Origin of the sequence: Amycolatopsis sp. 195334CR (assembly GCF_017309385.1) — a bacterium.
Lineage (GTDB): Bacteria > Actinomycetota > Actinomycetes > Mycobacteriales > Pseudonocardiaceae > Amycolatopsis.
Genome location: NZ_JAFJMJ010000001.1, coordinates 1,890,287 through 1,914,676, shown reverse-complemented (window position 1 = coordinate 1,914,676; position 24,390 = coordinate 1,890,287). Strand labels below are relative to the sequence as shown.

Below are 24,390 nucleotides of genomic sequence, written 5' to 3'. Positions count from 1 at the left end.
GTGCCGGACAGAACCAGGCCGGACGAGCCGGGATGGCCCGCCGAGGAGCAGTGGCCCTCGGCCGATCACGACGACTCGCCGGGGAAAGCCGTACCGCCTTCGCTGGCTGAACAGGACACGCTCTGGGTGCGCACCGATTCGGTCCCGCAGGCGACGCGGCCGGTGCAGCAGCTGCGGGCGCAGGGGTCGCTGTTCCAGCCGAACACCCCGCCGGAGCAGGCGACGCAGCCGTACCGGCAGTCGCAGCCATCGGCTCAGCCTCCGCAGTCTTCGCCGTCGTCGTCGCAGTCGCCGTCGCAGCAGCCGTCGCCGTCGCAGCAGCAGCCGTCGCCGGAGACCGAGCAGACGCAGTGGCTGGACCAGCGCTCGCAGCAGGCGCCGCCGCCGGAGCGGCCGCAGCCCCAGCAGGTCGAGCGGCAGCAGCCGCGGCCCCCGCAGGCGCCGTCGGAGCAGCAGGCCTCTCAGCAGAACCAGCAGGCCGAGTGGCCGCAGCGCCCCCACCCCGCCGACGCACGGCAGCCGTGGGCCGAGCAGCAGCGGCCACCCCAGCAGGCCGAAGCGCAGCAGTCCTGGCCGCATCAGGCCGAGGCCGACCAGCGCGGCCCCCAGGTGCCCGTCGTACCAGCCGTGGTCCATGCCCAGCCGATGCGCATCGAACCGTCCGGTGAGCAGCATCCCGCTCCCGCGACCACCGGCGCCGAGGAGCCCCCGCCCGCACCCACCGAGACCGAACCCCGCCGCCGGAGGAAGTGGCCGTGGATCGCGGCCGTGCTGGTGGTGTTGCTGCTGCTCGGCGGCGGGGCGTTCGCCGCCGTTCAGCCGTCCGTGGCGAATCGCCTCGAACTGCCGTGGGCGCCCAACAAACCCCGCGGCGAGGCTCCCGCCGCCCTCGCGGTGAACCGCCAACTCCAGCCGCCCGGCCCCTCCGCGCCGAGCCCGACCCCCGTTGGGGTGGCGGCGGCGCTCGAAGGGCCCGCCGGCTCCGCCGCGCTCGGCACGCTCAGCGGCAGCGTGATCGACCCCGCCACCGGCACCGAGCTCTGGGCCAAGGACGCGAACAAACCGCTCACCCCCGCCTCCACCACCAAGGTGCTCACCGTCGCCGCCGCGCTGCTGGCGATGGACCACGGCCACCAGATCTCCACCAAGGTGGTGCAGGGCGCCGACCCGAGCACCGCGATCGTGGTGGCGGGCGGCGATCCGACGATCAACTCCCTGCCCGCGGGCAAGGACTCCATCTACCCCGGTTCCGCGCACCTCGACGACCTGGTCAAGCAGGTCAAGGACGCCTCCGGCGGCAAGATCAAGCAGGTCCAGCTGGACCTGAGCGTCTACTCGGGCGAGACGATCGGCCCCGGCTGGGCGCCCGAGGACGCGCCGTCCACCTACGCCGCCGCGGTCGAGCCGGTGATGCTCGACGGCGGGCGCTCCAGCGCCACCGACGAGAAGTCCATGCGCGTCGGCACGCCGGCGAAGTCGTTCGCGGAGAAGTTCGCGAGCAAGCTCGGCGCCTCCGCCGGTGGCAACGCGAAGGCCCCCGAGGGCGCCAAGGTGCTCGGCGAGATCAAGTCCGCGCCGCTCGCCGAGTTGATCAGCAACGTGCTGAACCACTCGGACAACCTGATGGGCGACGCGCTCGCCCGGCAGACCGCGCTGGCCACCGGCGGGAAGGCCTCCTTCGACGGCGGCGCCAAGGCCACGCTCGACGTGCTGAAGAAGAACGGCTTCAACCTCGACGGCGTGGAGCTGTCCGACGGCAGCGGCCTCTCGGTGAACAACCGGATCCCGGCGAAGGTGCTCTCCGAGGTGCTCGCGGTGGCCGCCGCGCCGGACGGCAAGGACCCGCGGACGGCCAAGCTGCGGCCGTTGCTCGGCGACCTGTCGGTGGCCGGTGGCAGCACCGGGCGCCTGGTCAGCCGGTACACCTCCGGCCCGGAGGAAGCCGGGAAGGGCTGGGTGCGGGCGAAGACCGGCACGCTGTCCGGGGTGAACACGCTGGCCGGCGTGGTCCTGGACAAGGACGGCCACCTGCTGGTGTTCACCCTGATGTCCCTCGGCTCGGAGTCCGACGCGGCCAGGAGCGCACTGGACGTGGTGGTCGCCGAGTTGCGCGGTTGTGGTTGCCGATAAGCCGTATCGTCGAGGTATGACCGTCGACTCCTCGAAGTCCCCGGAATCCGCTGGCGAAACGGACCGCACCAGACCGGTGGTCGACTGGTCCCTGGCCGCTTCCACCGGTGCCTTCCTGGTCCGCAGCGGGCCGGTGGTGCCGCGCGAGGAGGCGGACACCGCGGTCACCGAACTCCGCGAGCTGACCATCCCCGCCGAGGAGCACGTCCGCGAGCTCACCGGCCTCGGCACCGGGCTGCCGCTGCTGCCCGGCGAGGTGGTCGACCGGCCGGCCTGGGTCCGCTCCGCCGCCGCCGGGCTGGACGCGCTCACGCACAAGGCGCTGGCCAGGGAGAACACCCCGTTCGCGCCGGTGCTCGCGGCGGGCGCCGGGGTGCAGACCGGCGTGGTCCTCTCGTTCCTGGCGTCCCGGGTGCTCGGCCAGTACGACCCGTTCGGAGGGCCGGACAAGGCAGGCCAGCTGCTGCTGGTCGCGCCCAACGTGGTCGCCGCCCAGCGCGCGATGAACGTGCCCGCCCGCGACTTCCGGATGTGGGTCTGCCTGCACGAGGTCACGCACCGGCTGCAGTTCACCGCGGTCACCTGGCTGCGCGACTACTTCGCCGACGAGGTGGAACGGCTGGTCGGCGGCCTCGCCGACGCCGACGGCCTCGGTGACCTGCTGGGCAGGCTGCCGGACACGATCAAGGACGTGAAGAACAAGCGGAACCTGGCCGAGCTGTTCCAGTCCCCGCAGCAGCGGGCCGTGTTCGACCGGCTGCTCGCGCTGTCGACCCTGCTCGAAGGGCACGCGGACTACGTGATGGACGCGGTCGGCCCGGCCGTGGTGCCGAGCGTGGCCACCATCCGCGGCCGGTTCACCGAGCGGCGCAAGGGCGGCGGCCTGCTCGACCGCCTCCTGCGCAGCCTGCTCGGCCTCGACGCGAAGATCCGCCAGTACGCCGAGGGCGCCGCGTTCACCAAGCACGTGGTCGCCAAGGCGGGCATGGACGGCTTCAACGCGGTCTGGACCTCGCCGAACACCCTGCCCAGCCGGGCCGAGATCGCCGATCCGGACGCCTGGCTGCGCCGCATGGGCCGGTGAAGCCGGATCCCGCCGTGGCGCGGGTGCGCCGCGCTGTGCGGGAGTTCTTCGGCCAGGCCGGAAGGACCTCCGGGCTGACCTCGGGCGAACTCGGCGTCGCGGTCTCCGGCGGCGCGGATTCGCTCGCGCTCGCCGAGGCCGCCGCCTTCACCGGTCACCGCCTGGGCGTGCGGGTGCGCGCGCTGGTGGTCGACCACGGACTGCAGGACGCCTCCGCCGAGGTGGCCGAGCACGCGGCGGCGACCGCGCTCAAGCTCGGCGTGGACGAGGCGACCGTGCTGCCGGTCGAGGTGACCGGACCCGGGGGACCGGAGGCGGCCGCGCGCAAGGCGAGGTACGCCGCCCTCGCCAAGGCCATGCCGGACGCGCTGGTCCTGCTCGGGCACACCCGTGACGACCAGGCCGAGACCGTGCTGCTCGGGCTGGGCCGCGGGTCCGGCCCGCGGTCGGTGTCCGGGATGCGCCCGCTCGACCCGCCCTGGGGCCGTCCGCTGCTCGACCTGCCGCGCTCGGCGACCGAAGCCGCCTGCGCGGCGCTCGGTGTCGAACCGTGGTCCGACCCGCACAACACCGATCCGCGGTTCACCCGGGTCCGGCTTCGCCGCGAGGTCCTGCCGTTGCTGGAGGACGTGCTCTCCGGCGGGGTCGCCGCCGCGCTGGCCCGTACCGCGAAGCAACTCAGGGAGGATTCCGAGGCGCTGGACCAGCTCGCCGACGAGGTGCTGCTGGCCGCCCGCAACGGCCCCGTGCTGGAGATCGAGCCGCTGCTCGGCGCTCCCGCGCCACTGCGGCGCCGTGCGCTGCGGCGATGGCTGATCGAGTCCGGTGTGCGCGATCTCACCGACGCCCACCTGCGCTCCGTCGACGACTTGGTCGGTGCCTGGCGGGGACAGGGCGGTGTTTGGTTACCCGGCGACTTGGTGGCCGGGAGGGCGCATGGCAGGCTGACCGTGCTCCCACCCGGACAGATCAAGAGTTAAAGGGGACACCCGTGTACGAAGGCGACATCGCCTCCGTGCTCATCACCGAGCAGCAGATCAACGACAAGATCACCGAACTGGCCGAGCAGGTCGCCGCCGACTACCCACCCGGTGGCACGGACCTCCTGCTGGTCGGGGTGCTCAAGGGCGCGGTCATGTTCATGACCGACTTCGCCCGCGCGCTGCCGGTGCCGGCACAGCTGGAGTTCATGGCGGTGTCCTCCTACGGATCGGCGACCTCGTCGTCGGGCGTGGTGCGCATCCTCAAGGACCTCGACCGCGACATCGCCGGGCGGGAGGTGCTCATCGTCGAGGACATCGTCGACTCGGGCCTGACCCTGTCCTGGCTGCTGAAGAACCTCGCCAGCCGCAACCCGGCCTCGCTGCAGGTGTGCTCCCTGCTGCGGAAGCCGGAGGCGGTGAAGGTGGACGTACCGGTCAAGTACATCGGATTCGACATCCCGAACGAGTTCGTCGTGGGCTACGGCCTCGACTACGCCGAGCGGTACCGCGACCTGCCCTACATCGGCACACTGGACCCGAAGGTCTACTCGTCCTGACCGGCGGGAAAGCGGGAACCTTCTTGCGGGAGAACGCGTCATAGGTCCGCATCGGTTGCGTTAACCTATGCGAAGGACGGATCTGGTCGCGGCGTGGACGCGACCTGGACCTGGGGACAGGAGAGGCAGGATGGGGAACAGCAGCTTGGCGGACGCCGCCGCCTTCCGCAACGCCGCGGCCACCGGCCAGGTGGGGGTAGACCCCGACGCCGCGCAGACCGTGCTGAACAAGATCCGCACGGGCAAGGACGCCGTGGAAGCGCTGCTCAGCGGGGCGGGCACGCTCGCCGAACCGCCGAAGCTCGGGGCGAACCCGGTGGGCCAGGCCATCGCCGCGAAGGTGTCCGACCGCGCCCAGGGTGGCGGTGACTCCTACGCCACCGCGCTGCAGAACCTGCTCTACCAGTACGAGCAGGCGGAGCAGGGCATCCTCGCCGCGATGAAGCACTACCAGGACTTCGAGCACGACACCGTCAACGCGCTCAACGGCCGCGCGTGAGACTCAGGGGGTAACCGAGCATGGCACCGCAGGATGGGTCGAACGTCCCACTCGGGGACAACTCGTCGACCGTCGACATCGTGGAGAGCGCCCGCGGCCGGTCCGACGGCCCCGACATGGGCGCCGACCGCGCGATCACCAACCCGCCGAACTGGCAGGCGCAGGAGAGCCAGCAGCTCTACGAAGGCGCCACGGTGAACAACGACCCCGGCACGGCCGAGGCCACCAGCCAGGTCTGGAGCCAGCACAGCAAGGACCTGACCCAGGCGGCCAACGACCTGTACAACGCGATCAGCGAACTCGGCGCGGCCTGGGTCGGCCAGGGCGCCGGCGCCGCGCAGGGCACCCTGGTGGCCATCGCCAACTCCAGCTCCACCGCCTCGGAAGCGGCCAGCACCATGTCCACCCGGCTGGCGCAGCAGGCCGCCGCGGCGGCCGAGGTGAAGAAGATGCCCGCCCCGAAGCAGTTCGACCCGCAGAAGCAGACCGAGGCCATGCTGGCCGGCGGTCCGGCCGCGATGGTCGCCGACATGAAGGCCCAGTCGGACGCCGCGGACGAGGTCAAGGCCCAGCAGGTCGCCTTCTTCAACCGCTACACCCAGGCGATGTCCGAGGTGGACAGCGCCACGCCGAGCTTCGGCCCGGAGTCGCTCGGGCTCAAGCCGTTCAGCGGCAACGGCCCGTCGGGGCTCGGCCTGACCGGCGTCAGCGGTGGCGTGCCCTCGGTCGGCGGTGCCTCGGTGACCGGCCCGTACGGCGGTTACAGCGGTGACTACGCCGGCAGCGGGGCGCCCGGGCTGGGCAACAGCTCGTCCGCCGCCGCGCCCGGTGCCTCGGTCAGCTCGGCCACCACGCAGGCCGGTTACGCGCCGGGCCAGGGCGTGGGCGTCGGGACCGGCGTGGGTGCCGGTGCCGCCCCGACACGCCGCCGCCCGCCGCACCGGCAGGCAGCCCGCTCGGCGCTCGGTGCCGCGGAGGCTCAACGTACCGCCAGGCTCGCCGGTGGCCGCGCGCTGGGCAGCGGGAACCGCAGTGGTGCCACCAAGTCCGCCGCTTCGGAGACCGGTGCCGCCGCGCAGCAGGCGCCGAACAGCGCCGCCAGCGCCGCCCCGCAGAACACGGGCGTGGTCTCGCCGGGCGGCACGATCGGTGGCCAGGGCGCGCCCCCAATGGGCATGGGCGGCATGGGTGGCATGGGCGGGGCCCACGGTGCCCAGGCCCAGGAGGAAGAGGAGCACACCCACGCCTCCTTCCTGATCGAGCCCGACCCCGACGACGCGTTCGGCGCGAACGAGGCCACGCCGCCGCCGGTGATCGGTGCTTGGACCGACGACGAGGACCGTTAATGGCGCAGGCGGAGCTGCTGACTCCGCTGGAGCTCGACTTCCTGTGGGAGTCCTTCGGCAACGCCGAGTTGCCGTATCCGCTGAAGGCCCGCTCGCACGGCGACACCGTCGACGAGCGGGCCACGCTCCGGCAGCAGGTGCTGACCGGGCTGGTGCAGCGCGGGGTGGCCGACAGCCGCGGCCGCCCCGAGCCGTACATCGAAGACTGGTTCGGCGTGCTCTCCGGCCCGGAACTGAGCCTGGACTCGGTGCACCTGCCGAACCCCGGCATCGAGCCGATCCTCGCGGTGGCCTCGGCGCTCGGCGCGCAGGGGCTGCTCGCCGTGCAGGACCACCGAGGTCTGCACCTGCACCAGACCCCGGCCGACGGGCTGGCCAGCGCGATCGTCAGCCTGCTGCCGCCCGCCCCGCGTGGCAGTGAGAAGTCCATCACCGTGCCGCTGGAGCAGTTGATCTCCGGTTCGGGCGTGGACTTCATGCAGCGCCGCGGTCCGGCCGGGGCCGACGGCCGGTCGAGCGCCGACGAGGACCGCAAGGCACTGGCCCGGCTGCACGCGCAGCCCCGCCTGCGCGGCGGCCAGATCGGCGCGAACGCCCGCAACCGCACCGGCGGCAAGGTGCGCACGCCGGTGCTGAGCTGGTTCGACACCGAGTCGGGCCGCTACTTCACCCAGGCCACCCGCGGCCGCGACGGCCGCGACTGGATCACCATCGCCCCGGCGGACGCGGCGACCCTGCGCAGCCGCCTCGGTGAGATGCTCGCGGGCGCCGCCAGCGACGCGGGCGCCGCCCGCATCTGATCGCTTCCGTACCGGAGGAGGAGCAAGTGCCCGCACAGGAGTTCTTCACGCCGATGGCGTTCGACTTCCTCTGGGAGGCGATGAACATCGGGGAACTCCCGTACCCGCTGCGGGTCCGCTCGCACGGCGACAGCGAGGACGAGCGGATCGCGCTGCGGCAGCGGGCCAACGCCGAACTGAAGGCCCGCGGCGTGCGCGACGGGCACGGCAGGCTCGAACCGCACATCGAGGACTGGCTCACCCTGCTGGCCCGGCCGACCAGCAGCATCGACGCGCTGCACATCCCCGACTTCCAGGCGCCGCCGGTCGGCGTGCTCGCCGCGTCGGACGGCCGGGACGCGGTGGTCGCGGTGCAGGACAACGACGGCATCTGGCTGCGGCCCGCCTACCCGGAGAGCCTGGTCTCCTCGGTGGTCGACCTGCTGCCCGCCGGTCCGCGTGGCACCGAGGCGTCCATCACGCTGCCGTTGCACGAAGCCATGCGCACGCCGCCGAAGCGGCCGGTGCTCTCCGGCGCGGCGAAGGAGGGCGAGGCCGCGGGCAAGGGCCGCGAACGCCGCCGCCCCTCGCTGTCCGAGCGCCCCACCGATCCGCGTGAGGCCTACGCCCTGCTGTCCGGGCAGCCGCGCATCCGCGGTGGTCAGCTCGCGGCGAACACGCGGAACTCGATGGGCACCCGCCGCCGGTCGCCCGTGCTCGCCTGGTTCGACACCAGCACCGGGCGTTACCTCAGCCTTTCCCGGCCCGGTCGCGACGGGAGCGAATGGGTGACGGTGGCCCCCGCCGACCCGAAGACACTGCGCAGCCGCCTCGGTGAGATGGTGGCCGCACTGGGTGAGACCCGGTAGGGAACACACACGTACGCACATCCGTTGACCTGCGGGAGGCTCGCACAGGTGCCCGTCCGAGGTGGGCGGTACCCTGGTGGGACGCGTAGCCCCGTGCGCCGCTGAACTTGTCAAGATCGTGACGGCGGATGTCACACAAACCGCCTAATCAGGGAGGGCTGAGGCCAACCACGGCCGAGTCATATGGACCGGAAGCGCCTGCTCAAGAACCCACTGCTGTGGATCCTCGCCCTCGTGCTGCTCTACTTCGTGTTCTCCACGATCTTCGACAGCGATCGCGCCTACACGCAGACCCCGACCTCCCAGGCGATGGCCCAGGTCACCAGCGGGAACGTCAAGGAAGCGAACCTCGAGGACAAGGAACAGCAGCTCAAGCTGACCCTGGCCAACCCGATCGAGGTCGACGGCAAGCAGGTCACGCAGATCCGCACGCAGTACCCGGCCGAGGCCGGGGACGAGATCTACAACGGCCTGATCGAGGCCAAGAACAACGGCCAGCCGATCAAGTTCGCCACCACGGTCAGCCAGGACTCGATCTTCACCCAGCTGCTGATCTACATGATCCCGCTGGCGCTGCTGCTGTTGTTGCTGATGTGGATGATGAACAACGCCCAGGGCGGCGGGAACCGCGTCCTCAACTTCGGCAAGTCGAAGGCCAAGCAGCTCAACAAGGACATGCCGAAGACCACCTTCGGTGACGTGGCCGGCGCCGACGAGGCCGTCGAAGAGCTGTACGAGATCAAGGACTTCCTGCAGAACCCGGCGCGCTACCAGGCGCTCGGCGCGAAGATCCCGAAGGGCGTGCTGCTCTACGGCCCGCCCGGTACCGGTAAGACGCTGCTGGCCCGCGCGGTGGCCGGTGAGGCCGGCGTGCCGTTCTACACGATCTCCGGTTCGGACTTCGTGGAGATGTTCGTCGGTGTCGGTGCCTCCCGCGTTCGCGACCTGTTCGAGCAGGCCAAGCAGAACGCGCCGTGCATCATCTTCGTCGACGAGATCGACGCGGTCGGCCGCCAGCGCGGCGCCGGCCTCGGCGGTGGCCACGACGAGCGCGAGCAGACGCTGAACCAGCTGCTGGTCGAGATGGACGGCTTCGACGCGCGCGGCGGCATCATCCTGATCGCCGCCACCAACCGCCCGGACATCCTGGACCCGGCGCTGCTGCGCCCCGGCCGGTTCGACCGCCAGATCCCGGTGTCCGCGCCGGACATGCGCGGCCGCCGCGCGATCCTGGCCGTGCACTCCAAGGGCAAGCCGATCGCGCAGGGCACCGACCTGGAAGCGCTGGCCAAGCGCACGGTCGGCATGTCCGGTGCCGACCTGGCCAACGTGATCAACGAGGCCGCCCTGCTCACCGCCCGGCAGAACGGGCACGTGATCACCGACGCCGCGCTCGAGGAGTCGGTGGACCGGGTGATCGGCGGGCCCGCCCGCAAGAGCCGGATCATCTCCGAGAAGGAGAAGAAGATCACCGCCTACCACGAGGGCGGGCACGCGCTCGCCGCGTGGGCGATGCCGGACATCGAGCCGGTCTACAAGCTGACCATCCTGCCCCGCGGGCGGACCGGCGGGCACGCGTTGCTGGTGCCCGAGGACGACAAGGAGCTGATGACCCGCTCCGAGATGATCGGCCGCCTGGTCTTCGCGATGGGTGGCCGGACCGCGGAGGAACTGGTCTTCCACGAGCCGACCACCGGTGCCTCCTCCGACATCGAGCAGGCCACCAAGATCGCCCGCGCGATGGTCACGGTACGGCGGCATGAGCGCGCGCCTCGGTGCGGTCAAGTACGGCCAGGAGCAGGGCGACCCGTTCCTCGGCCGGTCGGCGGGTCGTCAGGCGGACTACTCGCTCGAGGTCGCGCACGAGATCGACGAAGAGGTCCGCAAGCTCATCGAGACCGCGCACACCGAGGCGTGGGAGGTGCTCAACACCTACCGCGACGTGCTCGACGAGCTGGTGATCGAGCTGCTGGAGAAGGAAACCCTGCAGCGCAAGGACCTGGAGCGCATCTTCGCCACGGTGGAGAAGCGGCCGCACATCACCGTGTTCAACGAGTTCGGTGAGCGCACCCCGTCGGACAAGCCGCCGATCAAGACCCCGGGTGAGCTGGCCATCGAGCGCGGTGAGCCGTGGCCCCCGCCGCAGGAGAAGCCGGTGGTGCGCCCGGCGCCGACCCCGGTCGGTACCGCGCCCGGCGGCGGTGACCTGCCCGGTGGGCCGCCGCACGGCGCGCCCGAGCCGCCGCCGAACCCGAACCCGTTCGCCCCGCCGCCCCCCGGTGGTTACCCGAACGGTGCCCGGCCGCACAACGCCCCGAACGGCACGGCGCACTGGCCGCAGCCCCAGCCGTACGGCGGTCAGCCGCCGTACCAACCGGGCAGCGGGCAGAACCCGGCCGGCCCGCCGCACTACGGCGCGCCTCCCGGGTGGACCCCGGCCACCTCGCCGGGTGGTCAGCCCGCCCAGCCGTGGCGCCCGGCCGACCAGCCGCCGCCGCCCGACCAGGGTGGTCAGCGGCCCGAGGGTGACGATCAGGACGGCCAGCAGCGCCGCTGAGGACCGGGTCAGCGATGATGGACCGGTGTTCGATCAGGATCGTGCGGAGAAGGCCGTGCGCGAGCTGCTGCTCGCGTGCGGCGAGGACCCGGACCGCGAAGGTCTGCTAGAGACGCCTGCCCGGGTGGCGCGGGCGTACCACGAGATGTTCGCCGGGCTGTACAGCAATCCGGACCAGGTGCTGGACCGCACCTTCGACGAGAGCCACGAAGAGCTGGTCCTGGTCACCGACATCCCGATGTACAGCACCTGCGAGCACCACCTGGTGCCGTTCCACGGGGTGGCGCACGTCGGGTACATCCCGAACAGCCACGGCAAGGTGACCGGGCTGTCGAAGCTGGCCAGGCTGGTGGACCTCTACGCCAAGCGCCCGCAGGTGCAGGAGCGGCTGACCTCGCAGATCGCCGACGCGCTGCACCGCAAGCTGGAGCCGCGCGGGGTGATCGTGGTGGTCGAGGCCGAGCACCTGTGCATGGCGATGCGCGGGATCCGCAAGCCGGGCGCGCGCACCACCACTTCGGCGGTGCGCGGCATCTTCAAGTCGTCCGCCACCTCGCGGGCCGAGGCGCTGGACCTGATCAAGGGCCGCCGGTGAACCTCCCGGCACCGGACCGGTGCGCGGTGATGGGCGTGCTGAACGTCACCCCGGACTCGTTCTCCGACGGCGGCCGCTACCTCGACCTGGACGCCGCGCTCGCGCACGCCCGCGAGATGTGGGCGCGGGGCGCGGACGTGATCGACGTCGGCGGGGAGTCGACCAGGCCGGGTGCGTCCAGGGTGGACGCGCCGACCGAGATCCAGCGCGTGCTGCCGGTGATCCGCGCGCTCGCCGAAGAGGGCATGGTGCTCTCGGTGGACACCACGCGGGCCGCGGTCGCCGCGGCCGCGGTGGACGCCGGGGCGCGGATCATCAACGACGTCTCCGGCGGGCTCGCCGATCCGGACATGGCGAAGGTGGCCGCGGCCGCCGAGGTGCCGTGGGTGCTGATGCACTGGCGCGGGCACAGCCGGGAGATGACCAAGCTGGCCGTCTACGCCGACGTGGTCGCCGAGGTGCGCGCGGAGTTGTCGGAACGGGTGGACGCCGCGCTGGCCGCCGGGGTGGCCGAGGACGCGATCGTGCTGGACCCCGGCCTCGGTTTCGCCAAGCAGGCCGAGCACGACTGGGCCCTGCTGCACGGACTGGACTCGGTGCTGTCGCTCGGGTTCCCGGTGCTGGTCGGGGCGTCGCGCAAGCGTTTCCTCGGGCGGCTGCTGTCCTCGGCCGGGGAGCCGCGGCCGCCGGCTGGCCGTGAGCACGCGACCGCCGCGGTGTCCGCGCTGGCCGCCGCGGCCGGTGCCTGGGGCGTGCGGGTGCACGAGGTCGGTGCCTCGCTGGACGCCGTGACCGTAGCTTCGGCTTGGAGGCGGGGATGACCGATCGGATCACGCTGACCGGGCTGCGCGTGTTCGGCCGGCACGGGGTGTTCGAGCACGAGAAGCGCGATGGGCAGGAGTTCGTCATCGACCTCACCGTGTGGCTCGACCTGGACGAGGCCGCCGCGACCGACGACCTGACGAAGACCGTGCACTACGGCGAACTGGCGCAGCTGGCCGCGGACATCGTGGCCGGTGAGCCGTACGACCTGATCGAGAGCGTCGGCGGCAAGATCGCCGACGAGGTGATGAAGGACTCGCGGCTGCACGCGGCCGAGGTGACCGTGCACAAGCCGTCGGCGCCGATCCCGCTCACCTTCGACGACGTGGCGGTGACCATCCGCCGGTCGCGGCGGGGGGCGCGCGGATGAGCCGCGCGGTGCTCTCGCTCGGCTCGAACCTCGGTGACCGGCTCGGGTTCCTGGCCTCGGTGGTCACCGCGTTGCGGCCGGTCGCGGTGTCGTCGGTGTACGAGACGAAGGCGTGGGGCGTCGAGGACCAGCCGGACTTCCTGAACGCGGTGTGCGTGGTCGACGACCCGGCCCGCGACCACTGGGCGTGGCTGCGGGCCGGGCAGGACCTGGAACGCGCGGCGGGCCGGGTGCGGGAGCGGCGCTGGGGCCCGCGCACGCTGGACGTCGACGTGGTGACCGTCGACGGGGTGTCCTCCGCCGACCCCGAACTGCTGCTCCCGCACCCGGGCACGCCGGACCGCGCGAGCGTGCTGATCCCGTGGCTCGAGATCGAGCCGGACGCGGTGCTGCCCGGCCACGGCCCGATCGCGGACCTGCTCGCCGCGCTGCCCGACCAGGGCGTGCACCGCCGCCCGGACCTCGTCCTGCGCTAGCCGATCGCCGCCCGCATCGCGTCGGTGAGCCACTGCACGGCGGGTGCCTGCGTGGGAATCGGCGGCCAGCCGTTGATGATCGCGAGGAGCTGCCAGTACCGCTCAGCGCGGGGATCACCACCTTGAGCGAATCGATCAAGGACTTCACGCCGATATGACACGTCCGACGCGTCCCGGTCCCCGGCGCCCGCGTTGAACAGTTCGTCCGCCGCGGCTCGTCCTTCCGGGGAATCCGGCGTTAGGCCGGATGCCAGCGCCTCGTGCGCCCGGTTGAACAAGGCGGTGTAGTCCGGTTGGTCGGCCGGCGCCATCGACTCGCCCCGTTCGCGCGCGGCGGAATGGTTCTCGCTCATCTCGCGGATCAGCGCGCGGAAGCTCGCGTCCTGGACGAGTTCGGCGAGTTCGATCCAGGCTTCCAGCTGCTCGGCCGACGGATCCTCGGGCAGGTCCGGTTTCGCCGACCGCATCCGGTCGTAGAACTCCTGGTGGACGTCGAGGCCCGCGACCATCTCGTCCCAGAACTCGTCGATCAGCCGTCGGCGCTGCTCGTCGGACATCGAGGCGAGTTTGCTCATCAGTTTCACTTCCTCCAGTTCGGATCCCCGTTTCGCGACCGCGCGCAGCACCGACCGCCGCAACCGCAGCCGCCGGATCTGCTCGTCGAGCGCGTCCACGTGTACCGCCGCGAGCTCGGCCACGCTGGTCTGCCCGGCCAGCGCGCGTTCCACGTCCGGCAGGCCGAGCCCCAGCTCACGCAGGGTCTTGACCAGTTCGAGCCGGGCCATCGCGTGGGCGTCGTAGAGCCGGTATCCGGCGTGGGTGCGGCCGGTCGGCGGCAGCAGGCCCTCGTCGGAGTAGAAGCGGATGGTCTTCACCGGCAGGCCCGTGCGCCGGGCCAGCTCGCCGATGGTGAACGCGGGGTGCACGGCAGCCATGCTGAAGCCTCCAGTCACTGGAGAGTCAAGCCAACCAGACGCGGCTGGGTACCGTGGCGTAATGCAATTCACCAGGCCTCGCGAGCTCGTCGTCGCCGGGCTGATCGGCCTCGTCCTCGGCTTCGGCCTGTTCGAACTCTTCTACGGCGAACTACCGCGGTTCCCGCTGCTCGCCGGGTTGCCGCTGCTGATCCTGGCCGCGGTCGAGGGCATCCTGGGGTTCACCCTGCGTAGTCGCATCCGCGCCGGTCGGGTACTGGACGCCATCGCGATCGCCCGTGCGGTGGCGCTGGCCAAGGCGTCCTCGCTGCTCGGCTCGCTGATGGTGGGTGCGTGGATCGGCGCCTTGGCGTACCTTGTTCCGCGCGGCGGTGACAACGCCGCCGCCGCTGGTGACACGCCTGGTGCGGTCGGGGGAGCGGTGTGCGCGGCCTTGCTCATCGGTGCCGCGCTCTGGCTGGAGCACTGCTGCCGCGCGCCGGAGTCGCGTGATTCCGATCATCCCGGACGGCCTACCGGTTAACGCACAGAAGTCACCGCTCGAAGTACCGAATGGGTCTCGGTCGGGTTACTAGAAGGTACGGTATTGAGCATGACTGGCGTGGGTGACGACTCGCGCGGCCGCCGTTCGGGTAGGCCGTGGCTCGTAGTCGGCTTTGCCCTCGTGGTCGCCGCGACCGCCGCTCTCGTGCTCGCCCAGGACCTCCGCTGGCTGCGTCTCGGCATCATCGCCGCCCTGTGGGCCGCGCTGATCGGTGCCTTCATCGCCGCCAAGTACCGCAAGCAGGTGACGGCCACCGAGGACGAGGTGGCGCAGGCGCAGGCGGTCTACGAGCTGGAGCTGGAGCGGGAGGTCGCCGCGCGCCGCGAGTTCGAGCTGGAGATCGAGGCGGAGAGCCGGGAGCGGGCGCAGGAGGATTCGCGCGAGGAGCTGGACGCGCTGCGCGCCGAGGTGATCGCGCTGCGGGAGAGCCTGCAGTCGCTGTTCGGCGGTGAGGTGCTGTTCGAGCAGGTCGCGCTGACCGCACAGGCGACCAGGATGCGCTCGCTCAACGAGGACCAGCGCCTGGTGCAGGCATCGAGTTCGACGGTGAAGCCGGCCCAGATCGCCGCCGCGAAGCCTGCTGCCGAAGACCCGAACGACCGGCCGACCGAGCTGATCGAGCGGGTGGTCGAGCGCAAGGTGGTCACGCCGGAACGCCGTCGCCGGATCATCGACGCGGAGATGGTGCAGAAGCCGGGTGAGAGTTCGCAGAGCCTGCCGAACGTGCTCAACCCGCCGTCGCAGCAGCCGCCGCGGCCGCCCGCCGAGGAGGCCGGCCCGCCGACCCGTCGCGTGCGCCCGGCCGACAACGTCGGCTCCACGCCACTGCCGTGCGACGCGAAGGTAGGGGCGAGTCCGCCCGCCGCCAGGCAACAGGCCGAGCTGGACCAGGCGTGACCCCACCGCCGTCGAAGCGCCGGGTGCCGCCCGCCGCGCCGTTGCCGCGCCGGTGCCGCCCGCCACGCAGAGTACCGCCGCCCGCTGCGCCGGTGCCGCCCGCCGCGTCAGCCGAGGCGCGCCCGCGTCGCGAGACCTGACGCGACGTCCGGCATCACGCCGCCGCGTCAGCCAGCCGCGCGGGCCCAGGCCGCCGAAGCCAAGCCCGCGGCGCCGAGCCGGCCGCCGCGCGTGCCGAGGCCGATCGTACCGCCCACCGGGCGGCCGACCGAGCTGTCGAAGGAGTTCGACCTCGACTGGGCGGCCGAGCCCGCCTGGGACTCGGGCCGCCGGAACGGGGGCGCCGCGCGCAACGGGGGCACGCAGCACAACGGCGGTGTCCAGCGCAGCGGTGGCCGTCGTCGGGCCGAGACCGGTGAGTTCGAAGCCGTGCGGCCGGCGGCGTCGAAGCAGCCGGCGCAGCAGCCCCAGGAGCGGCCGAAGCCCGCCGAGCCTGCCCGTCCCGCGCGCCGTCCGGCCGAGCCCGCCGCGGAGAAGCAGAACCCGACGCTGCCGCCGTCCGTGCGGGCCATCCAGAGCGAAGGCCGCCCCGGTGGCCGTCGCCGCCGGGACGACGAGGGCGGTGGGTACCAGTCGTCGGCGAGCCTGCCGCTGCCGAAGCCCGCCGCGAGTGCCGAGCCCGCGAACGGTGGTGGGCGCAGGCGTCGCGCCGAGGGTGAGCCGCCGTCGTGGGAACGCCTCGCCGAGGCCGCCCCGGCGAACGGCTCGCGCCACACCGGCGGCCACTCGAAGCCGGAGGCCGAGAAGGAGCCGGAGGGCACGCACGCCGCGGGCCGCTCGGTGAACGAACTGCTCGCCGCCCACGGCGCCACCGGCAGCACCCCCCGCCGACGCCGCCGAGCCGAAGACTGACCCCAGCCCGGCGACACGAATGTGGCTCTCGGAGCGGACTACGCCCCCGAAGCCACATCCGCGTCCCACGCCCGCCACGCCACGGCGCCCCCGCCGCGCCCCGCTGCTGCCCCGCGCGGCGCCCGCCGCGCCTCCGCCCGCCCGCCGCCCCGCCACCGTAAGCCATTCACTGCATTCCGCTGTAAAGCCACATTCACAGCACGCCGCCTGCCCGCTCGCCGCCATCGCCCTGCGCCCTTTGCCCGTGCGCCGCCCCGCGCACGCTGCCGCGCCGCGCTCGCCGCCGCGCCGCGCTCGCCGCCGTGCTCGCCCGCCTCCGCCCCGCGCGGTGAAAGCCACTTTCACTGCACATTCCGCTGTGAAAGCCACATTCACAGCACGCCGCCCCCGCCCGGTACCCGCGTCCGGAGTCACTCCCGTGTCCGCCGGGCGGAGGACGGGGCGCTGCGCCGAGGAGACCTGCGTATGGTCTGCAGACCGTGATCGCCACTTCGACGATTCAGCGACGGCACCGGCCGCGCCGGGTCACCGTGCTGCTCCCGGTGCTGGGCCTGATCGTGCTCGCCCTGTGCGGGCTGGTCCTCTTCGGCGTGCTGACCTCCCGCGTCGGCGTGCTCGCCGTGGTCATCGGCGTGGTGGCCGCCCTGGTACCGGTCGGCGTGGTGGTCGCCGCCTTCCTCTGGGTGGACCGCTGGGAACCCGAACCCGCCGGCCTCCTGCTGGTCACCTTCGCCTGGGGCGCCTTCGTGGCCACCGCCACCGCGCTGCTGATCAACAACACCGCGGAGACCGTCGGCGACCTGCTGCTCGGCAGCGGCAACGGCAGCACGTTCAGCGCGGTCGTCTCCGCCCCGCTGGTGGAGGAGGCGGCCAAGGCGGCGATCGTGCTGATCGTGCTGATGCGCCGCCGCAAGGAGTTCGACGGCGTCGTGGACGGCATCGTCTACGCCGGCTTCTCCGCCGCCGGGTTCGCCTTCACCGAGAACATCTACTACTTCGGCCGCGCCTTCGCGGAGAACGGCTTCGGGGACGGCTCGCACCCCGGCGTGCTCGCCGCGTTCATCCTGCGCGGGGTGCTCTCGCCGTTCACCCACCCGCTGTTCGCCGTGTTCACCGGGCTCGGCATCGGCCTGGCCGCGCGTTCGACCGTCCGCGCGGTCCGCGTGCTGGCCCCGCTCGGCGGTTACCTGGCCGCGGTCGCGCTGCACGCGCTCTGGAACGGCGCGGCCACCATCGGCGGTGCCGATGCCTTCCTCAACATCTACTTCCTGATCATGGTGCCGATGTTCATCGGGGTGATGATGCTGGTGGTCTGGCACCGCCGCCGCGAACAGCGGATCGTCGCCGCGGCACTGCCCGCGATGGCCAACGCGCGCTGGATCGCACCGTCCGAAGTGGACCTGCTGGCCAGCCTGCCCGGCCGGCGGAAGTGGCGCCGCCAGGCGGCCAAGGAGTCCGGCCGGGCGGCGGCGCGGGCGGTCGGCGCCTACCAGTCCGCGGTCACCGAACTGGCGTTCCTGCGCCGCGCGATGGCCACCGGAACGGCGCCCGCGGACGCCGCCACCCACCAGGACGAGCTGATCACCACGATGCGGGCGTCCCGGGCCGAGGCGGTCCGGTTGTCCAGGCGGAACGCCCCGCGCGAGGGGAACCGGAGCGGGTGAAGCTCATCACCTCCCTGCCGACACCGCTCCGGGCGGCGGCTAATCTCGCCCAGTTGCCGAGGCCGGGCGCGATGAGGCGGGACCGGAACGCATGAGGGAGCATGACCGCTATGAGCGTCGGAGATAGCCGCGCCATGGATCGGCCGGCCAGGCTCGCCGTCGGAGTGGTTTCGGCCGGCCGCGTCGGCAGCGTGCTCGGGGCCGCGCTGACCAGGGCCGGGCACACCGTGGTCGCCGCTTCCGGACTGTCCGCCGCGTCCGTGCGCCGCGCCGAGCGCCTGCTGCCCGGGGTGCCGCTGCTGCCGCCGGACGAGGTGGTGCGCAGCGCCGACCTGGTGCTGCTGGCATTGCCGGACGACGCGCTGGCCGGCATGGTCCGCGGCCTGGTGGCCACCGATTCCCTGCGCCCCGGCCAGATCGTGGTGCACACCTCTGGCGCGCACGGGGTGGAGATCCTCGCACCCGCCGAGAAGGCCGGCGCGCTGCCGCTGGCGCTGCACCCGGTGATGACCTTCACCGGGCGCGAGGAGGACATCGAGCGGATGGCGCACTGCTGCGTCGGCGTGACCGCCGCCACCGGCGACGACGCGGCGTGGAACGTCGGCGAGGCGCTGGTGATGGAGATGGGCGGCGAGCCGGTGCGCATCCCGGAACCCGCCCGCCCGCTCTACCACGCCGCGCTGGCGCACGGGGCGAACCACCTGGTCACGCTGGTCGCCGACTGCGCGGAACTGCTGCGCGGCGCCGGGATCGCGGACGCCGAGCGGGTCCTCGGCCCGCTGCTTTCCGCGGCATTGGACAATGTGCTCCGTCAGGGCGATCGCGCGCTGACCGGTCCGGTGGCCAGGGGAGACGCCGGGACCGTTCGGTCGCACCTGCGGGTGCTCGCCGAACGCGCGCCCGAGGTGTCGGCCTCCTACACCGCGCTGGCCCGTCGCACGGCGGCCCGCGCGGCGGGTGCCGGACTGCTGGCCACGGATACCGCGGCGGACCTGACCGGCCTGCTCGACGACCACGCCCGAGGGGCTGATTCCTGAATGACCACACCGAAAACCGCGCCCAAGTTCACCCGGGGCGGGTTGAACAGCTACCAGCGCCCGGCAGACCTGCGCCGGGTCACCAGGGCGTTGCGCCAGGTGGGCCACCAGGTGGCGCTGGTGCCGACCATGGGCGCGCTGCACGCCGGGCACCGCGAACTGCTGCGCCGGGCCAAGCGCCTGCCGAACACCGTGGTCGGCGCGTCCATCTTCGTGAACCCGCTGCAGTTCGGCGAGAACGAGGACTTCGACGCCTACCCGCGCCCGCTGGAGCGGGACCTGGAGGTGCTCGGTGAGGTGCGGGCGGAGTTCGCCTTCACACCCACCGCCGCCGACCTGTACCGCCCCGGCGCGCAGGTGACCGTCCACCCCGGACCGCTGGGGGACGAACTGGAGGGCGCCGCCCGGCCCGGCCACTTCGCCGGCGTGCTGACCGTGGTGGCGAAACTGTTCAACATCGTCCGTCCGGACTACGCGTTCTTCGGCGAAAAGGACTACCAGCAACTGGTCCTGATCAAGAAGATGGTCGCGGAACTGGACTTCGAGACCAAGGTGATCGGCGTGCCCACGGTGCGGGAGGCCGACGGCATGGCCCTGTCCTCGCGCAACGCCTACCTCAGCGAAGGTGAACGCGCCGACGCGGTGGTGCTGTCGAAGGCGCTGACCGCGGGAGCGCACGCCGGCGTCGGTGGCGCCGAGGCGGTGCTCGACGCGGCACGCGCCACGCTCGCCGCCGTGCCGTCGGTCGACGTGGACTACCTGGAACTCCGCGGGAACGATCTCGGCCCGGCCCCCGTCGATGGGGAAGCACGGTTGCTGATCGCCGCACGCGTGGGCCGCACGCGCCTGATCGACAACGTATCCGTCCTGCTCGGTGCGGCCGCCGAGCACGGCATCCCGACCGGGGAGTAGTACAGCGACATGTACCGGACGATGCTCAAGTCCAAGATCCACCGGGCCACGGTGACCCAGGCGGACCTGCACTACGTGGGCTCGCTCACCGTCGACGAGGACCTGATGGAGGCCGCCGACCTGCTGGCGGGCGAGCAGGTGTGCGTGGTCGACGTGACCAACGGCGCCCGGCTGGAGACCTACGTCATCGCCGGGGAGCGCGGCTCCGGCATCATCGGCATCAACGGTGCCGCCGCGCACCACGTGCACCCCGGTGACCTGGTCATCGTCATCTCCTACGCGCAGCTGGACAACGCCGAGGCGGCCGCTTTCCGGCCGCGGGTGGTCTTCGTCGACGCGGACAACCGGGAGCTGGTGCGGGGCCAGGACCCGGCCGAGGTGCCGGACGGGTCCGGCCTGCTCAACGGCTCGCTGCCGGTGATCCAGCAGGGGCTGGACGCGGCCGGGTTCCCGGTGGCCGAGACGGTGGACGCGGCCCGGCTGGACGCGCTGCTCCAGGAACAGTCCGAACGCTGAGTATGTCCGGTTTCCGGCACCGCGGAAACCGGACGCGTTCGCCGGTCACCGGATTGCCATTTTCGGTAATCCGGTTGGCGTAGCCGATCAGCGGGTTCGTACCCTGTGCGCATGAGCGAGAACCCCGCATCCGTTACGAGTGAAGACGACCTGCCCGAACAGATGCGCGTCCGGCGGGAGAAGCGGGAGCGGATTCTCGCCGAGGGCGTCGAGCCCTATCCCGTCGAGGTCCCGCGCACGCACGGCCTCGCCGAAATCCGCGCCGCGCACGACGGCCTTCCCGCGGACACCGCGACCGGGGTCCGCGTCGGCGTGACCGGCCGCGTGATGTTCATGCGGAACACCGGGAAACTGTGCTTCGCCAGCCTGCGCGAGGGCGGCGCCGAACTGCAGGCGATGATCAGCCTGGCCAAGGTCGGCGAGCAGGCGCTGGCCGCCTGGAAGTCCGATGTGGACCTCGGTGACCACGTGTTCGTCACCGGTGAGGTGATCACCTCGAAGCGCGGTGAGCTGTCGGTGATGGCCGACGGCTGGCAGCTGACCTCGAAGGCGCTGCGGCCGCTGCCGGTCGCGCACAAGGAACTGGCCGAGGAAACCCGCATCCGGCAGCGTTACGTCGATCTGATCGTGCGCCCGAAGGCCAGGGAAGTGGTGGAAACCCGCGCCGGGGTAATGCGTTCCCTGCGTGATTCCTTCCACCGGCGCGGATTCACCGAGGTGGAGACGCCGATGCTGCAGACGCTGCACGGCGGCGCGGCGGCCCGGCCGTTCGTCACCCGGTCCAATGCCTTCGACATGGAGCTCTACCTGCGCATCGCGCCGGAGCTGTACCTCAAGCGCTGCGTGGTCGGCGGGATCGAGAAGGTCTTCGAGATCAACCGCAACTTCCGGAACGAGGGCAGCGACTCATCCCATTCGCCCGAGTTCGCCATGCTGGAGTACTACGAGGCGTACGCCACTTACGACACCAATGCGGTGATGACCAGGGAGTTGGTGCAGGAAGCCGCCGAGGCGGTCTTCGGCACCCAGGTGGTGACCCTTTCCGACGGCAGCGAGTACGACCTGTCCGGCGAGTGGACCTCCCTGACAATGTATGGCTCGTTGTCGGAGGCACTCGGTGAGGAAGTAACCCCGGAGACCTCGGTGGAGAAGTTGCGCGCCTTCGCCACCGCGCACGATCTGGAGTTCGATCCCAAACTCGGCCACGGCAAACTGATCGAGGAACTGTGGGAACACTTCGTCGGCGATCACCTGCACGCCCCGACTTTCGTCCGGGATTTCCCGGTGGAGACCTCCCCGCTGACCAGGCAGCACCGCTCGCAGCCGGGGGTGGCCGAGAAGTGGGACCTCTACGTTCGGGGATTCGAACTGGCGACCGGGTACTCCGAGTTGGTCGATCCGGTGGTCGAACGGCAAAGGCTCGTGGCGCAGTCCCAGCTGGCCGCCGCCGGTGATAGTGAGGCCATGCGGCTGGATGAGGATTTCCTTCGCGCCCTTGAGTACGGAATGCCGCCGAGCGGGGGAGTGGGAATGGGTATCGATCGCTTGCTGATGGCGCTGACCGGGCTCGGTATCCGGGAGACCATCCTGTTCCCGCTGGTTCGACCCGAATAACCCAATCGAGATTTGCGTTTACTCGCGAGAGCGAGTATTAATGTCTTAACCGACAGCTCCTGTCACGGGGCTTGTGGCCCCACACCGATCTTTACTGACCAAGTTGCGAGCTAGCCCCAAGCAGGAGGAAACCAATGGCGCAGAAGGTCCTTGTCTCACTTGTGGACGACCTGGACGGTTCGGAAGCCGAAGAGACGGTCGAGTTCGGTCTGGACGGTGTGAGCTACCAGATCGATCTGTCGGCCGACAATGCCGAGGAACTGCGCGACGCGCTCGCCCAGTACGTCGAGCACGCCCGCCGCGCCGGTGGCCGCAAGCGCTCCGGTGGCCGTCCGGCCACCAAGGCCGTTGCCCGCCCGGCCACCGTCGACCGCGAGCAGAACCAGGCCATCCGCGCCTGGGCGCGCAAGAACGGCTATCAGGTTTCCGACCGCGGGCGCATCCCGTCCGAGGTTGTCGAGGCCTACCACAAGAAGAACTGAGCATTACCCGGCTCTTCCTGCAGACAGGGGCATCGGCGAGAACGCCGGTGCCCCTGTCCCATGTCGTACTGCGGAATTGGCCGCCTGCACCGCCTCGGCGGAGTGCGTTGCGCCACTTAGTGGGCACCACCGGACCGCCCAATTCGCTGGTTGCCGCCCTATTGGATCGAGAATCGCGGACACCGTATTCACCCTTGATGGGTGGTCAACTCGAACGGCCAACCTTGTCGCGTTTGTTCAAGACGGCGGCCACCGGGTGTGAGCTAATCGGCGCATGCCAGAACTACTTCCGCTCGCGGCCGATCGGTTCACCGGGATCGTCCGCGCTATCGAACCGGGCGAACTGGGCGCGCCGACGCCCTGCGCCGACTACGACGTCCGGGCGCTGCTGAGGCACCTTTTGTACTGGGGACCATTCCTGCTCGCCGGTGCGCGCCGCTCGGCGCCGCCCGAAGCCGGGGCCGGTGAGGCCGGGGTCGAACTGGGTGACGACTGGGCCGCCCGGCTGGACAAGCAAGCCGCTGACCTCGTCGAAGCGCTGGGCCGTCCCGGTGCGCGGGAGGGCATGGCCGACTTCGGCGGCGCGGAACTCCCGGCCCCGATGCTCTACGGAATGGTGTTCGGCGAGTTCGTGGTCCACGGCTGGGACCTGGCCCGCGCCACCGGCCGCCCGTTCGAACCGGAGCCCGAGGTGGTCGCCGCCTTGTACACCGACGTCGCGGCGAACGCGGAGACCGCGCGGCAGATGAAGGTGTACGGCCCGGAGGTGCCCGTTCCCGCGTCGGCGCCGGTGCTGGACCGCCTGCTGGGCCTCACCGGCCGCGACCCGTCCTGGAAACCCCTGGCATAACGGATGTTCTACGACGAGCGGGCGCAGGTGCGCGGGCAGCCGGCGCATTCGGCTTCGGCCGGGAGCAGGTACGAGAAGCAGCAGCTTTCCCGCCGCCGCGCCCACTCGCGCTGTTCGGTCATCCGCAGGGTCGAGGCCGACGTCAGCGGCGCGTAGGTGGCGTCGAGCACCAGCGCCGCGTCGGCCACGCCCGCGCCTTCGTCCCCGCCGTGCCTGCCCGCCCACCACAGCGAGTTGTCCAGCGCGTCGGTGGCCGCGGCCCACAGCGTGCGCGGGCCGAGCGGGCTCACCTCGCGGTAGGCGCGGACGAACCGGGCGGCGTGCGCGATGTAGCGGGCGCGGAGCACGGCGACCAGTTCGTGCTCGTCGGCCACCACGGTCGCCTCCGGCAGCACCGAGCCGGGGTCGCTGGGCAGGCAGTAGAACTCGGTGCCGAGCACCGCGATGCCGTCCGGGTGCGGCCGGTCGCCGGAGAGCTTGAAGGCCAATTCGCCCGCGCGCAGCGAGGGCACCCGGCGCTCGTGGTGGAACAGGAGCGCGGCGGCGTACGCGGGAACGTGCAGGTACCACGACATCACGTACCCGGCCGCCGTCCGCTTCGGCGCCGAACCGTGCTGCGCGCGCAGCCAGTCGCTGAGCAGGTCGTGCCAGTCGGTGAACAACGCCGGGCGCGCCAGCAGCTCCTCGCAGCGCTGCCACTGCCCGCGGTCCGGCCCGGTCGGCAGGTCGAACCGGATGCCGGCCCGGTCCTGCAGCCCGTCGACCCGGCGGAGCGACTCCGCCAGCCCGCCGACCGCCACCCGCGTCCGCTCGCCGGGGCCGCCGAACGACATCGAGCCTCCTGCGTGGGCTGATCGGGTGATTAGGCGTGCCTTACCTTACAGGCGGTCCGGATCCACGCCACTCCTGTTCCCCGAAAGTGGGACGAACACCCGTCTTCGGGTTGTTCGCGCTGAGCGG

24 protein-coding genes and 1 pseudogene are annotated in these 24,390 nt (G+C 71.8%); 23 read left to right on the top strand and 2 right to left on the bottom strand.

All coding sequences use genetic code 11. The annotated features are described in order from the left end of the window. The 13 genes and pseudogenes from dacB (at position 1) to folK (ending at position 13,067) form a co-directional block, all read left to right on the top strand. The gene (dacB, locus tag JYK18_RS09340; protein WP_307795838.1) at positions 1-2,130 is read left to right on the top strand and encodes a D-alanyl-D-alanine carboxypeptidase/D-alanyl-D-alanine-endopeptidase; all 2,130 of its coding nucleotides are present in this window, start codon (positions 1-3) and stop codon (positions 2,128-2,130) included. 16 nt (positions 2,131-2,146) lie between these two features. Beyond that, a complete protein-coding gene (locus tag JYK18_RS09335) occupies positions 2,147-3,214 on the top strand; it encodes a zinc-dependent metalloprotease (protein ID WP_206801703.1) in 1,068 nt (355 codons plus the stop codon). Beyond that, on the top strand, positions 3,211-4,194 hold the full coding sequence (tilS, locus tag JYK18_RS09330; protein WP_307795837.1) for a tRNA lysidine(34) synthetase TilS: 984 nt from the start codon (positions 3,211-3,213) through the stop codon (positions 4,192-4,194). Before JYK18_RS09335 ends, tilS begins: the two co-directional genes overlap by 4 nt. A gap of 11 nt (positions 4,195-4,205) precedes the next feature. Further along, positions 4,206-4,754 (top strand): hypoxanthine phosphoribosyltransferase, encoded by a 549-nt coding sequence (gene hpt / locus JYK18_RS09325; RefSeq protein ID WP_153028803.1) that lies wholly within the window; start codon positions 4,206-4,208, stop codon positions 4,752-4,754. 130 nt (positions 4,755-4,884) lie between these two features. After that, positions 4,885-5,253: a hypothetical protein gene (locus tag JYK18_RS09320; RefSeq protein WP_153028804.1), complete on the top strand. Its 369-nt coding sequence runs from the start codon at positions 4,885-4,887 to the stop codon at positions 5,251-5,253. A gap of 20 nt (positions 5,254-5,273) precedes the next feature. Further along, a complete protein-coding gene (locus JYK18_RS09315; RefSeq protein ID WP_206801702.1) occupies positions 5,274-6,599 on the top strand; it encodes a WXG100 family type VII secretion target in 1,326 nt (441 codons plus the stop codon). Next, the gene (locus tag JYK18_RS09310; RefSeq protein ID WP_206801701.1) at positions 6,599-7,399 is read left to right on the top strand and encodes an ESX secretion-associated protein EspG; all 801 of its coding nucleotides are present in this window, start codon (positions 6,599-6,601) and stop codon (positions 7,397-7,399) included. Before JYK18_RS09315 ends, JYK18_RS09310 begins: the two co-directional genes overlap by 1 nt. Before the next feature lie 53 nt (positions 7,400-7,452). Continuing rightward, positions 7,453-8,247 carry an ESX secretion-associated protein EspG gene (locus JYK18_RS09305; protein ID WP_206804127.1) on the top strand — a complete coding sequence of 265 codons (795 nt, stop codon included), beginning with the start codon at positions 7,453-7,455 and terminating at the stop codon, positions 8,245-8,247. A 183-nt stretch (positions 8,248-8,430) separates the two neighbouring features. Then, positions 8,431-10,804, top strand: a pseudogene (ftsH, locus tag JYK18_RS09300) (ATP-dependent zinc metalloprotease FtsH). Continuing rightward, positions 10,779-11,399 (top strand): GTP cyclohydrolase I FolE, encoded by a 621-nt coding sequence (folE, locus tag JYK18_RS09295; RefSeq protein ID WP_206804125.1) that lies wholly within the window; start codon positions 10,779-10,781, stop codon positions 11,397-11,399. The pseudogene ftsH and the gene folE overlap by 26 nt, the downstream one beginning before the upstream one ends. 29 nt (positions 11,400-11,428) lie before the next feature. Then, positions 11,429-12,220: a dihydropteroate synthase gene (gene folP, locus JYK18_RS09290; RefSeq protein WP_206804126.1), complete on the top strand. Its 792-nt coding sequence runs from the start codon at positions 11,429-11,431 to the stop codon at positions 12,218-12,220. Next, positions 12,217-12,591, top strand: coding sequence for a dihydroneopterin aldolase (folB, locus tag JYK18_RS09285; RefSeq protein ID WP_206801700.1), 375 nt, complete (start codon positions 12,217-12,219; stop codon positions 12,589-12,591). Before folP ends, folB begins: the two co-directional genes overlap by 4 nt. Continuing rightward, on the top strand, positions 12,588-13,067 hold the full coding sequence (gene folK, locus JYK18_RS09280) for a 2-amino-4-hydroxy-6-hydroxymethyldihydropteridine diphosphokinase (RefSeq protein ID WP_206801699.1): 480 nt from the start codon (positions 12,588-12,590) through the stop codon (positions 13,065-13,067). Before folB ends, folK begins: the two co-directional genes overlap by 4 nt. Here folK and JYK18_RS09275 read toward each other — a convergent pair. After that, entirely contained in the window at positions 13,064-14,002 is a 939-nt protein-coding gene (locus tag JYK18_RS09275) for a MerR family transcriptional regulator (protein ID WP_206801698.1), read from the bottom strand. The genes folK and JYK18_RS09275 overlap by 4 nt on opposite strands. Positions 14,003-14,063: 61 nt before the next feature. Between JYK18_RS09275 and JYK18_RS09270 the strand changes: the two genes are divergently transcribed. From JYK18_RS09270 to JYK18_RS09230, 10 genes are all read left to right on the top strand, one after another. Continuing rightward, positions 14,064-14,525, top strand: coding sequence for a DUF3180 domain-containing protein (locus tag JYK18_RS09270; protein WP_206801697.1), 462 nt, complete (start codon positions 14,064-14,066; stop codon positions 14,523-14,525). 69 nt (positions 14,526-14,594) lie between these two features. Next, complete coding sequence (locus JYK18_RS46560; protein WP_242579037.1) at positions 14,595-15,443, top strand: DUF6779 domain-containing protein; 849 nt, start codon at positions 14,595-14,597, stop codon at positions 15,441-15,443. Between the two features lie 231 nt (positions 15,444-15,674). Then, the gene (locus JYK18_RS46555) at positions 15,675-16,355 is read left to right on the top strand and encodes a hypothetical protein (RefSeq protein ID WP_242579035.1); all 681 of its coding nucleotides are present in this window, start codon (positions 15,675-15,677) and stop codon (positions 16,353-16,355) included. Positions 16,356-16,885: 530 nt separating this feature from the next. Beyond that, a complete protein-coding gene (locus JYK18_RS09260) occupies positions 16,886-18,019 on the top strand; it encodes a PrsW family intramembrane metalloprotease (RefSeq protein ID WP_206804124.1) in 1,134 nt (377 codons plus the stop codon). 134 nt (positions 18,020-18,153) lie between these two features. Continuing rightward, the gene (locus JYK18_RS09255) at positions 18,154-19,056 is read left to right on the top strand and encodes a Rossmann-like and DUF2520 domain-containing protein (protein ID WP_206804123.1); all 903 of its coding nucleotides are present in this window, start codon (positions 18,154-18,156) and stop codon (positions 19,054-19,056) included. After that, positions 19,057-19,968: a pantoate--beta-alanine ligase gene (gene panC / locus JYK18_RS09250; RefSeq protein ID WP_206801696.1), complete on the top strand. Its 912-nt coding sequence runs from the start codon at positions 19,057-19,059 to the stop codon at positions 19,966-19,968. 9 nt (positions 19,969-19,977) lie between these two features. Continuing rightward, positions 19,978-20,484, top strand: coding sequence for an aspartate 1-decarboxylase (panD, locus tag JYK18_RS09245; RefSeq protein WP_206801695.1), 507 nt, complete (start codon positions 19,978-19,980; stop codon positions 20,482-20,484). Positions 20,485-20,595: 111 nt separating this feature from the next. Continuing rightward, positions 20,596-22,098: a lysine--tRNA ligase gene (gene lysS / locus JYK18_RS09240; protein WP_206801694.1), complete on the top strand. Its 1,503-nt coding sequence runs from the start codon at positions 20,596-20,598 to the stop codon at positions 22,096-22,098. 134 nt (positions 22,099-22,232) lie between these two features. Beyond that, complete coding sequence (locus tag JYK18_RS09235) at positions 22,233-22,580, top strand: Lsr2 family protein (protein ID WP_153028816.1); 348 nt, start codon at positions 22,233-22,235, stop codon at positions 22,578-22,580. A 274-nt stretch (positions 22,581-22,854) separates the two neighbouring features. Continuing rightward, the gene (locus tag JYK18_RS09230) at positions 22,855-23,430 is read left to right on the top strand and encodes a TIGR03086 family metal-binding protein (RefSeq protein WP_206801693.1); all 576 of its coding nucleotides are present in this window, start codon (positions 22,855-22,857) and stop codon (positions 23,428-23,430) included. Positions 23,431-23,438: 8 nt separating this feature from the next. Here the strand turns inward: JYK18_RS09230 and JYK18_RS09225 are convergent, their stop codons facing one another. After that, on the bottom strand, positions 23,439-24,263 hold the full coding sequence (locus tag JYK18_RS09225) for a (2Fe-2S)-binding protein (RefSeq protein WP_206801692.1): 825 nt from the start codon (positions 24,261-24,263) through the stop codon (positions 23,439-23,441). Between the last annotated feature and the right edge of the window lie 127 nt (positions 24,264-24,390).